Raw genomic sequence first — 10,829 nt, forward strand, 5'->3', positions numbered from 1 at the left:
CGTAGCACGCTTCGCCGCGGTTCTCTGCCGCCGGGCCGGCTGCCTCGGCGTGTCCCGGAAGATCGGACCGGTCCGGCGCGTACGCGGCCGGGTCCGCCGGACGCGTACGGCGCGGATCGCACGGCGAGGCCGGCGCTACATCCTTTCGATGACCGTCACGTTCGCCTGGCCGCCGCCCTCGCACATCGTCTGGAGCCCGAACCGGCCGCCCGTGCGCTCCAGTTCGTGCAGCAGCGTGGTCATCAGCCGGACGCCCGTGGCACCCAGGGGGTGCCCGAGGGCGATGGCTCCCCCGTTGACGTTGACGCGGGCCGGGTCGGCGCCCGTCTCCTTCAGCCAGGCCAGGACCACCGGGGCGAAGGCCTCGTTGATCTCGACGAGGTCGATGTCGTCGATGGTGAGGCCGGTCTTCTTCAGCGCGCGGGCCGTCGCCGGGATGGGCGCCGACAGCATCCGGATCGGGTCCTCGCCGCGCACCGAGAGGTGGTGCACGCGGGCGCGCGGTGTCAGCCCGTGCTCCCGTACGGCGCGTTCGCCCGCGAGCAGCATCGCCGCCGCGCCGTCCGAGACCTGTGAGGAGCAGGCGGCGGTGATCGTGCCTCCTTCGACCACGGGTGGCAGGGCGGCCATCCGCTCCAGGGTGGTGTCGCGGCGGGGGCCCTCGTCCACGGTGACGTCGCCGTAGGCGACGGTCTCCCGTGCGAAGCGGCCCTCGTCGATCGCGCGGACGGCCCGCCGGTGGGAGCCGAGGGCGTACTCCTCCATGTCACGGCGGGAGATGCCCCACTTCCGTGCGATGAGTTCGGCGCCGTGGAACTGGTCGACGGGCGCGTCGCCGTAGCGGGCCCGCCAGCCCGCGCTGCCGGCGAACGGGCCGTCGGTCAGCCCCAGCGGCTCGGCGGCCCGCCGGGACGCGAAGGCGATGGGGATCTGCGACATGTTCTGCACTCCGCCGGCGACGACGAGGTCCTGCGTGCCCGACATCACGCCCTGGGCGGCGAAGTGCACGGCCTGCTGCGACGAGCCGCACTGGCGGTCGACGGTCACACCGGGCACCTCCTCCGGGAGCCCGGCGGCCAGCCAGCTGGTCCGGGCGATGTCGCCCGCCTGCGGGCCGACCGTGTCGAGGCAGCCGAAGACGACGTCGTCCACGGCCGCCGGGTCGATCCCGGACCGCTCGACCAGGGCCCGCAGGACGTGCGCGCCCAGATCGGCGGGGTGCACGGCCGCGAGACGGCCCCTGCGCCGGCCCACCGGCGTGCGGACCGCTTCGACGATGAATGCCTCGGCCATGACTGCTCCCTCGGGGGGTCGGCGGACTTGCGGGGCTCAGTCCCGTACGGCGATGCCGTCCAGGACCATCGACAGGTACTGCCGGGCGATCTCCTCGGGGCTGTGGCGCCCGCCGGGCCGGTACCAGGACGCCGCGACCCACACCGTGTCGCGGACGAAGCGGTAGGTGAGCCGTACGTCCAGGTCGTCCCGGAAGGCGCCCGAGGCGACCCCGCGCTCCAGCGTCCCGAGCCACGCCTTCTCGAACTTCTGCTGGGAGTCGGCGAGATAGCGGAAGCGGGGCTGGGCGGAGAGATGCCGGGACTCCTTCTGGTAGATGGCGACGGCAGCGCGGTGCCGGTCGATCTCGCGGAAGGACTCGGTGACGAGCGCCTCGATGGTCTCCCGCGGCCCGAAGCCGGCGGCGAGGACGGCGTCGTACCCCGCCCACAACTCGTCGAGGAAGGCCGAGAGGATCTCGTCGAGGATCGACTCCTTGGAGTCGAAGTGGTAGTAGAGGCTGCCCGCGAGCATTCCCGCCTCGTCGGCGATCCTGCGGACTGTGGTGGCGTTGTAGCCGTGGGCCGCGAACACCTCGGCCGCGGTGCCGAGCAGTTCGCGGCGCCGCTCGGGGGAGGCGCTCACCTGGGTCTTCTTCTTGGTCGTGGCCACGTGTCCATTCTGGTCCTGCCCGGGGCCCGGACGCCCGGGGGCTGTCCCGTCATCACCGGTGGATCGCCCGCCGGGGATCACGGGACAGCCCTCAGGGGTGCTGGGAGCTGACGGACACGGTCTCGCCGGTCATGTACGAGGAGTATCCGCTGGCGAGGAAGACGATCACGTTGGCGACCTCCCAGGGTTCGGCGTACCGGCCGAAGGCCTCGCGGGCGGTGAGGTCCTCCAGCAGTTCGGCGGTGGTCACCTTCACCAGGTGGGGATGCATCGCGAGGCTGGGGGCCACGGCGTTGACGCGGACCCCGAACTCAGCCGCCTCGACGGCCGCGCAGCGGGTGAGGGCCATCACTCCGGCCTTGGCGGCCGCGTAGTGGGCCTGCCCGGCCTGGGCCCGCCAGCCGGCGACGGAGGCGTTGTTGACGATGACGCCGCCGCGGCCGGAATCGCGGAAGGCGCGCAGCGCGGCCCGGGTGCAGCGGAAGGTGCCGTTCAGGGTGACGTCGAGGACCCGGGCCCACTGCGTGTCGGTCATGTCGACGAGCGCGGCGGTCCCGCCGAGGCCCGCGTTGTTGACGACGACGTCGAGTCCGCCGTGCAGCCGTGCCGCTGCGCCGAAGAGGGCCCGCACCTGGTTCTCGTCGGTGACGTCGCACACCAGTGAGGCGACGGCCGCCGACCCGAACTCCGCGGCCAGGGACTCCTCCGTCTCCTTCAGGCGGCGCGCGTGCGCGTCGCTGACCAGCACCCGGGCGCCCTCCTCCAGGAGGCGCCGGGCGGTGGCTCCGCCGATCCCCGCGCCGGCGGCGGCGGTGACGACGGCGGTCCGGCCGTCCAGCAGTGCGTGCCCGGGAACGTACTGAGCCTTGTTGTCCGTCACACGGGCACGTTAACCTACCAAACACTTGTTAGGGAACCGAGGTGCGCTGATGGACCTGACGCACACGGCGGACGAGGACGCGTTCCGCGCCGAGGCCCGCGCCTGGCTGCGCGCGCACGTCCCGGGCGTGCCGCTGCCGTCGCTGGAGACCCGGGAGGGTTTCGCCGAACACCGGCGGTGGGAGGCGCGGTTGGCCGCGGACCGCTGGTCGGTGGTCTCGTGGCCCGAGAGGTACGGGGGCCGCGGGGCGGACATCTTCCGGTGGCTGGTGTTCGAGGAGGAGTACTACGCGGCGGGTGCCCCCGGCCGGGTCTCCCAGAACGGCATCCACCTGCTGGCGCCCACCCTGTTCGACCACGGCACGGAGGAGCAGCGGGCCCGGATCCTGCCGCCCATGGCGAGCGGCGAGGTGGTCTGGGCCCAGGCCTGGTCCGAGCCGGAGGCGGGCTCGGACCTCGCGTCGCTGCGCTCCCGTGCGGTCCGTACGGCCGGCGGCTGGCTGCTGTCGGGGCAGAAGACCTGGTCGTCGCGGGCGGCGTTCGCCGACAGGGCCTTCGGCATCTTCCGCACGGATCCGGACGCCGACCGTCCGCACCGGGGTCTGACGTACCTGATGTTCGATTTGCGGGCTCCGGGGGTCACGGTCCGGCCGATCCGCCGGCTGGACGGGAAGCCCGCGTTCGCGGAGCTGTTCCTGGACGAGGTGTTCGTCCCGGACGAGGACGTGATCGGCGAACCGGGGCAGGGCTGGCGCATCGCCATGTCGACGACGGGCAACGAGCGCGGGCTCATGCTCCGCTCCCCCGGCCGCTATCTGGCCGCGGCGCGGCGTCTGGTGGAGCTGTGGCGCGCCAGGGCCGACCCGTCCGACACGGCGTTGCGCGACCGTGTCGCGGACGCGGTGATCGGCGCGCGGGCGTACCGGCTCTTCACCTGCGCTGCTGCCTCGCGCTTCGCGGCCGGCTCGGAGATCGGCGCGGAGTCCAGCCTGAACAAGGTGTTCTGGTCCGAGTACGACATCGCACTGCACGAGACGGCGCTCGACCTGATCGGCCCGGAGGGCGAGCCGGCGGACGGACCCGGCGAGTGGGCGGAGGGCTTCGTCTTCGCCCTGGCCGGGCCCATCTACGCGGGCACGAACGAGATCCAGCGCGACATCATCGCCGAGCGGCTGCTCGGCCTGCCGAAAGGACGCCGCTGACGATGCGCTTCCTGCCGACCGACGAACAGCTGGCGTTCGTCCGCTCGCTGGACGCGCTGCTGGCGGCCGCGGACGCGCCCGCGGCGGCCCGCGCCTGGGCGGGGGGCGACCACGCGCCGGGCCGGGAGCTGTGGTCCCGGATCGCCGGCGCCGGCGTGTTCGCGCTGGCCGTGCCGGAGGCGTACGAGGGGGTCGGGCCGCTTCCGGTCGAACTGGCCCTCGCCTTCGTCGAGCTGGGCCGGCACGCCGTGCCGGGACCGCTGGTGGAGACGGTCGCGGGCGCGGTGCTCGTGGCGGCCCTGGACGAGCCCGTACTCGGCAAACGCCTGCTGCCGGGCGTCGCGTCGGGCGGTCTGCCGGTGTCGCTGCACGTACCGGGCGCGGGACCGTACGCCCTGGACGCGGACGCGGCGGACCACCTGCTCGTGGTCGACGACGACCGCGACGAGGGCGCGGTGCTGCGGCTCGCCGCCGGGCACGGGCCCGTGCGTGCGTCGGGCGACCCGGTGCGGCGGCTCGCCGTGCCCGGGGCGGGCGGTGAGGTGGTCGCCGCCGGGCCCGCCGTCGCGGCGGCGGCGCGGCGCGCGGCCTGCTGGGCGCGGCTCGCGACGGCGGCGCAGGCGCTCGGCGTCGGGCTCGCGCTTCTGGCGCGCACCGTCGAGTACGTCGGGCAGCGCACCCAGTTCGGCGCGCCGATCGGCTCGTTCCAGGCGGTCAAGCACCGGCTGGCGGACACGCTGATCGCCCTGGAGTTCGCCCGGCCGCTCGTGCACGGCGCGGCCCTCACCCTCGCCGCAGCAGATGTCGCGGCGGCGAAGACGGCCGCGGGCGAGGCCGCGTACGCCGCCGCCCGCACCGCGCTCCAACTGCACGGCGCCGTCGGCTACACCGACGAACTGGATCTGTCCCTGTGGCTGCGCAAGGCCCGTCCCCTGCGGGACGCCTGGGGCACTCCGGCCCAGTGCAGGGCGGCGGTGCTGGAGGGCTCGTCCGCGGCGGACGCGTAGCCCGCCCCGTCCAGGCCGGGCACGCACGGCGTCCGGAGCGCGCGCCGGGGACCGCCGGGCCCGAACGGGACCCAGCGGGTCTTCCCACGTGTGCCGAAGGGGTCGTCCCACCCGTGCCGGGCCGGTCTACCCGGACACGGGCGGGTGCCGGGCGGGGCCCTGAACCGCCCGGCGTCTCCGGCAGGGCGCGGGCGGACCCCGGCCCCGGTCGTACGTCCTCAAGTCCCGGGCGTACCGCGGGCCCTCGCGCCGGGGCCCGGATCGTCGGACCGGGGCGGGGCGTCCGACCGCTCGCGTAGGCTTCGCTCCACACGGACGCGGCGGGGGCGGGGCGGATGACGGCCGACATGGCGCACAGGTGGGGGTCGACCCTCGATTCGGTGGTGGTGTACGCGCAGGGCGCCCTGTGCCGCCGGCTGGCCAGGGGCAGTGTGCCGCCGGACGGCCGGGTGCGGGTGACAGGACTTCCCCGTTCACTGGACGCGGGGTCCCTGCGGGCCAGGGTCCTGGGCGCCTCCGGTGTGCGGGTCGTCGAGGCCCGGGTGGAGGTCGAGGCCGAACCGGCCGCCCCGGGGAGCTCCGGCGAATTGCGGCGCGAGGTCGATCGGCTGCGCGACGAGGTCGCGGCCGCCGAGGGGCGCCGGGACCGCCAACTGGGCCTGATCGAGGAGGTCAGGGCGCTGCGCCCGGTTCCGCCCGCCCGCAAGCGCGACGACCCGCACCGCCGCACGCCCGTCGACGCCTGGCTGGAGCTCGCGGGCTTCGTCGACGACCGGCTGACGGGTCTTCACGCCCGGCTCGTCGAGCTGGAGAAGGCGCTGCGCGACGCCGAGCACGCGTTCCACGTCGCCGCTGACAAATTCGAACGGGCTTCGACCGACGCGCCGTCACCGCATGTGGAGGCGACGGTTTCGGTGGCCCTGACGCTCGGCGGGGCCGGGGCGGGAGCGGCAGCCCGCACCGAAGCGCGAGCCGGTACCGACGCGGGTGAGCGGGAACCGCCGGCGGACGAGGTGGAGGTCGAGCTGGAGTACGGGGTACCGGGCGCCGTCTGGGTTCCCACCTACCGGCTCGTCCACCGCCAGGGTGACGGCAGCGGCCGGCTGGTGCTGCGCGCCTCGATCGCCCAGCGCACCGGCGAGGACTGGACGGGCGTACTCGTCGGCCTGTCCACCGCCGACCTGCGGCGGCGCACGGATCTGCCGAAGCTCCGCTCGCTCCGGATCGGGCGCCGCCAGCCCGCCCCGGCGCCCTCCGGCTGGCGCGAGCCCCCGGCGGGGCTCGCCGGCCTGTTCACGGGTTACGACTCGGCGGGCCCCCGCCCCGCCGCCGGGGCCGGCTCCGTACCCGTCCCCGTCGCCGGCTCCGCGCCGGTTCCCCCGCCACCACCGCCGGCCCCGCAGGGCTACGGCGCTCCACCCTCGGCGCTCCCCGAACCCGGCGGTGTGGCCGTTCCGGCCCCGGGCGCGTTCGGCGGCGGGCCCGACCTCGCGCGCCCGGCCGGGGCGCGACCGGGCTCCGGGCCGCGTGCGCGCGGCGCGTCCTTCGCCGTCCACGCTCCGATGGCACCTGCCGCTCCCGGCGGTCCCCCGCCGCCACCGCAGGAACCGGTGACCGGGCCGCCGCGGCCGAGCGGTGCCGAACTCGACTACGCCGCCCTGGTCCTGAGCGGCCCGGACGAGCAGCACGGGCGGCGGGGGCGGATCTTCCCCGCCGCCCCGGACGACCTGGTGGCCGCCGAGTACCGCCGCCGGGCCGAGGCGGTGGCCTCGCTGCCGCTGCCCGGACACGCCGTGCCGCCCCGCCGGTCGGCGGGCTCCTTCGACCACCGCTTCGACGCCGCCGCCCGCGCCGACATCCCGTCGGACGGGACCTGGCACACCGTCGCCATCGGCGAGATGCCGGTCGGTCTGCGCACCGAGTACGTCTGCGTGCCGTCCGTGGAGGAGACCGTGTACGCCACGCTGGTGCTCTCCAACGCCACCGACCGGGCGCTGCTGGCCGGCCCGGTGGAGGTCACCGTCGACGACGGCTTCGCGCTGACCGCCGCGCTGCCCACGCTCGCCCCGGGCGCGGTCCGCCGGGTGGGCCTCGGCCCGGCCGAGGCCATCCGGGTCACCCGCCGCACCGAGCTGCGCGAGTCGGCCTCGGGGCTGCGCGGCAGCACCACCGTGCTCGACCACCGCGTCCGTGTGGAGCTGGCCAACCGGCTCGGGCAGGACGTCACCGTGGAGGTCCGCGAGCGGGTCCCGGTCACCTCGGAACCGGACGTCCGGATCGAGGAGCGGGCCGACTGGACGGTACCCGTGGACGGAGAAGGCCCCGAGCACCACGCCCCGGGCACCCGCATACGGCGGGTGGACCTGCCCGCCGGCGCCACCTTCGCCTTCGAAGGCGGCTACGAGATCCGCATCCCGGCAGGCAAGGCCCTGACCGGCGGCAACCGCAGGAGCTGACGTACGCCATGTCCACAGCCCGGGTGCCGATCCCGCTTCCCGTCACCGCCGTCACCTGCCTGGAGGACCGGGCCCACGTCGAGCGCTCTGCCGTGCTCGAGCTGGACGCCGGGGTCCAGCGGCTCCGCCTCGGACCGGTCAGCGCGCTGGCCGTCGACCGCAGCCTGCACGCCGAGCTGACGACCGATCGTCCGGAACGTCCGGTGACGGTGCTCGACCTGCGGATCGTCCGCGGCTGGACGCCGCGTGCCCCGCAGCCGCCCACCGGCGACGACTCGGCGCTTCGCCACCGCGAGCACGGACTCGAAGAGGAGCAGCGTGCCCTGGAACAGCGGCGCGACCGCCTCCGGGCCCGGCTCGACCTGCTCGGCCGGCTCGCCGCCGATCTGCTGCGGGAGATCGGGGAGGGCGCCGGGTCGGGCGAGGCCGAGCCGGAGCGCTGGGCCCGCGAACTGGACCGGGTGGACGCCGAGCGCGACGCCCGCGGTGAGGAGCTCCGCTCCGTCGAGGCACGGCTGGCGGCCGTCGCGGAGGGACTCGGGGAGACCCGGCGGGCGCTGGCCCTCTCCGAGGAGGAACCCGCCGAGCTGGTCGGCCACATCGAGCTGACCGTGGACGCCGCGGCAGCGGGGCCGGCCGAACTGCGGCTGAGCCATCTGACACCGTGTGCGCTGTGGCGGCCCGCCTACCGGGCCGTGCTCGACGGCGGCGCCCTGACGCTCGAGACCGACGCGATGGTCTGGCAGCGCACCGGCGAGGACTGGTCGGACGTGCGGCTGACGTTCTCGACGGCCCGCTCGGCGCAGGCCGCCGACCCGCCGCGGCTCGGCGAGGACCGGCTGACTCTCAGGGACCGCTCCTCGGCGGAGCGCCGCACGGTCGACGTCGAGCTGCGCGAGGAGGAGGTCGGGGACCTCGGCCCGGCCCCGGTGGTCGGCCTGCCCGGGGTGGACGACGGCGGCGAGGTTCGGGTGCTGGAGTCCCCGGCGCCGGTCTCGGTGGCCTGTGACGGCCGCGCGCACCGGGTGCCCGTCTCGGCCTTCACCACGGGCGCGCGCAGCGAGTACGCCTGCTCACCCGAGCTGTCCCCGCTGGTCACACAGGCGGTCCGGTTCGACAACCGGTCCGGTCACGCACTGCTCGCCGGGCCGGTGGACCTGATCCGCGGCAGCGGCTTCACCGGCCGCGGCACGCTGGGCTTCACGGCCCCCGGTGCCCCCGCCGAGCTGGCCTTCGGCAGCTCCGACGACCACCGGGTGGTGAGGGAGACCGAGGAGGTCCGGGACACTGCCGGGATCACGCAGCGGACCGTGGTCACCCGCACGGTCCGGCTGCACCTGTCCCGGTTCTCCGCGCCCGGGGAGCACGGCGAACGGGTGGTCGTCCTCCGCGAGCGGATCCCGGTCTCCGAGGTCTCGGCTGTGGAGGTGCGCCTGCGCAAGGAAGCCTGCTCGCCGCCGCCCGACGTGCTCGACGCCGACGGCGTGGCCCGCTGGGACGTCAGCCTGCCGGCGGGCGGACACCGCACGGTCACGCTGGTCTACGAGCTGTCGGCGAGCGCCAAGGTCACCGGGCTCTGACCCTTCGCTCCGCACGGGCGCACCGGCGACGGGCAGGCCGGGCGGCGGTGCGGCGGGACCCGGTCGGATCGTCGGCGCCCCACCGGCAGCGCATCGCCGCCGCCGTCGGTGTGCTCGAGGCCGCCCCGGGGCGGCCTGCCGTTCGCACCGTGCCGGGCCGGCCCGATACGAAGGCGGACCCTCGCGGGTCGGCGACCCGGACACCCTCCGGGCCGCCCGGCCGTGCCGACCAGAGCGTCGTCAACGGCGCCGCACGGTCCGCAGGTCCCGGCCCGGCCGCCACACGCGGACGACCAGTTCGTCGCCCTCGACCCCTATCCGCACGACCTCCGTCGGCTCCACCCGGAAGAGGTGGAACGGCTCCGGTGCCTCGGTCGCCGACCGGAACGGGGCCTTCGCCTCCGGGTCGGTCACCTCGACGGCTCGTCCGCCGATCCGGACGTCCCCGTCGGCCATGGAGTCGTCCGCGCCCGGATTGGCGTGGATCGCGAACCTTGGGTCGCGCATCAGGTCCAGCGCCTTGCGGGAGTCCGGCATCATCCCGAGCCACAGCTCCCCGGAGCGGAAGGTCACCTCCAGCCCGGTGAGCCGTGGCGATCCGTCCTTGCGGAGGGTCGCGAGGACATGGTGCTTGTACTTCTCGAAGCGCTCCCGCACCACCGTGGCGAAGTCCGGCTCCGCGGCCTGAAAGTCTGCCCAGCTGTTGCTCATGGGCCCAGGAAACCCCGAATACCGGACATCCGATGTCCGGTATTCCGAGCAGGGTGCCGTGACCGCCGGCACATCACTCCGACGGCGGCCACCTCCTACCGCGGCCCGGCCGGGGTCCCGGGCAGGGACAGGGGGTCCGGGGAGGGACAGGGGGTCCGGGGGTCCGGGGGTCCCGGGGAGGGACCGGGGTCAGGAGCGCACGATGCCCAACTCACGCGCGTTCGCCAGCCACACCGGGAACTCGGACACCAGCCGGTCGTAGAGTTCCTCGTCGCGGAGCTGCCGCGGGTCGTGCCCCGCGTGGAAGAAGCCCGCGTTGTCGACGGGGCGCTTCGCGGGGACCGCCAGGTCGTCGAGCCTGCGCAGGAAGTCGAACTGCCGGCTGTCCGGGTCGCCGAAGCCGATGAACTGCCAGAACATCGGCAGCTTCGCCGCCTTGCACAGATACCGTTCCGCGGCGAGCTTGTTGATCGGTCCGCCGTCGGTCTGGAAGACGACGAGCGCGGGCGCCGTGGAACCGCTCTCCAGATAGTGGTCGATGACCGCGTCCATGGCGAGGTGGTAGCTGGTCCTGCCCATGTGGCCGAGCCCCGCCACGATCCGGTCCATCCGGCCCTCGTGGTCGGCGAGTTCGATGTCGGTCTCGGCGTCGATGTCCGTGGAGAAGAAGACCACGGGGACGCGCCCGTCGTCGTCCAGATGGGCCGACAGCCCGAGGACCCGGTCCGCGAGGGCCTGGACGCTGCCGTCCTTGTAGTAGGGCTTCATGGAGCCGGAGTAGTCGACCACCAGGTACACCGCGGCACGCCGGTCGTTCAGCCCGTGCTTCGCCAGCGACACCCCGGCGGCCTTGTAGAGGCCGACGAGGGCCGGCGCGGTCTCCTCGATCTTGCGCAGGCTGATGGCCGCCATGGGCGTGTCTCCGTTCGCCGGTCGTCCGTGGGTCCCGTGCGGGCCGCACCCGTGGCGAGAGACTACGCGCCGGGCGGCCGCGCGCGGGGTGCGAGATTACGGGCGCGTACCGTCACCCCGGAAGATGCCGCGGCGCCC

At 74.9% G+C, this 10,829-nt stretch carries 9 protein-coding genes; 4 read left to right on the top strand and 5 right to left on the bottom strand.

All coding sequences use genetic code 11. The features are described from left to right. Positions 1-135: 135 nt before the first annotated feature. The 3 genes from BLT82_RS08305 to BLT82_RS08315 form a co-directional block, all read right to left on the bottom strand. A complete protein-coding gene (locus tag BLT82_RS08305; protein WP_093653210.1) occupies positions 136-1,293 on the bottom strand; it encodes an acetyl-CoA C-acetyltransferase in 1,158 nt (385 codons plus the stop codon). 36 nt (positions 1,294-1,329) lie between these two features. Continuing rightward, positions 1,330-1,944: a TetR/AcrR family transcriptional regulator gene (locus BLT82_RS08310; RefSeq protein WP_093653211.1), complete on the bottom strand. Its 615-nt coding sequence runs from the start codon at positions 1,942-1,944 to the stop codon at positions 1,330-1,332. 91 nt (positions 1,945-2,035) lie between these two features. Then, a complete protein-coding gene (locus BLT82_RS08315; protein WP_093653212.1) occupies positions 2,036-2,824 on the bottom strand; it encodes an SDR family oxidoreductase in 789 nt (262 codons plus the stop codon). A gap of 49 nt (positions 2,825-2,873) precedes the next feature. Between BLT82_RS08315 and BLT82_RS08320 the strand changes: the two genes are divergently transcribed. From BLT82_RS08320 to BLT82_RS08335, 4 genes are all read left to right on the top strand, one after another. Beyond that, entirely contained in the window at positions 2,874-4,025 is a 1,152-nt protein-coding gene (locus tag BLT82_RS08320; RefSeq protein WP_093653213.1) for an acyl-CoA dehydrogenase family protein, read from the top strand. Positions 4,026-4,027: 2 nt separating this feature from the next. Continuing rightward, the gene (locus tag BLT82_RS08325; RefSeq protein WP_093653214.1) at positions 4,028-5,032 is read left to right on the top strand and encodes an acyl-CoA dehydrogenase family protein; all 1,005 of its coding nucleotides are present in this window, start codon (positions 4,028-4,030) and stop codon (positions 5,030-5,032) included. Between the two features lie 347 nt (positions 5,033-5,379). Continuing rightward, positions 5,380-7,488, top strand: coding sequence for a DUF4139 domain-containing protein (locus BLT82_RS08330; RefSeq protein ID WP_244291884.1), 2,109 nt, complete (start codon positions 5,380-5,382; stop codon positions 7,486-7,488). A gap of 8 nt (positions 7,489-7,496) precedes the next feature. Next, complete coding sequence (locus BLT82_RS08335) at positions 7,497-9,068, top strand: DUF4139 domain-containing protein (RefSeq protein ID WP_093653216.1); 1,572 nt, start codon at positions 7,497-7,499, stop codon at positions 9,066-9,068. A 240-nt stretch (positions 9,069-9,308) separates the two neighbouring features. Here the strand turns inward: BLT82_RS08335 and BLT82_RS08340 are convergent, their stop codons facing one another. After that, positions 9,309-9,779, bottom strand: a complete 471-nt coding sequence (locus BLT82_RS08340; protein ID WP_093653217.1) for a pyridoxamine 5'-phosphate oxidase family protein — start codon at positions 9,777-9,779, stop codon at positions 9,309-9,311. A gap of 189 nt (positions 9,780-9,968) precedes the next feature. Further along, on the bottom strand, positions 9,969-10,691 hold the full coding sequence (locus tag BLT82_RS08345; RefSeq protein ID WP_093653218.1) for a vWA domain-containing protein: 723 nt from the start codon (positions 10,689-10,691) through the stop codon (positions 9,969-9,971). Between the last annotated feature and the right edge of the window lie 138 nt (positions 10,692-10,829).

Origin of the sequence: Streptomyces wuyuanensis, from assembly GCF_900103455.1 — a bacterium.
GTDB classification, from domain to species: domain Bacteria; phylum Actinomycetota; class Actinomycetes; order Streptomycetales; family Streptomycetaceae; genus Streptomyces; species Streptomyces wuyuanensis.

What these genes read in the sequence shown, in the direction of transcription:
- BLT82_RS08320 (WP_093653213.1), top strand. Translation starts at nt 2,874, where the DNA reads ATGGACCTGACGCACACGGCGGACGAGGACGCGTTCCGCGCCGAGGCC.
- BLT82_RS08335 (WP_093653216.1), top strand. Translation starts at nt 7,497, where the DNA reads ATGTCCACAGCCCGGGTGCCGATCCCGCTTCCCGTCACCGCCGTCACC.
- BLT82_RS08325 (WP_093653214.1), top strand. Translation starts at nt 4,028, where the DNA reads ATGCGCTTCCTGCCGACCGACGAACAGCTGGCGTTCGTCCGCTCGCTG.
- BLT82_RS08340 (WP_093653217.1), bottom strand. Translation starts at nt 9,779, where the DNA reads ATGAGCAACAGCTGGGCAGACTTTCAGGCCGCGGAGCCGGACTTCGCC.
- BLT82_RS08330 (WP_244291884.1), top strand. Translation starts at nt 5,380, where the DNA reads ATGGCGCACAGGTGGGGGTCGACCCTCGATTCGGTGGTGGTGTACGCG.
- BLT82_RS08345 (WP_093653218.1), bottom strand. Translation starts at nt 10,691, where the DNA reads ATGGCGGCCATCAGCCTGCGCAAGATCGAGGAGACCGCGCCGGCCCTC.
- BLT82_RS08305 (WP_093653210.1), bottom strand. Translation starts at nt 1,293, where the DNA reads ATGGCCGAGGCATTCATCGTCGAAGCGGTCCGCACGCCGGTGGGCCGG.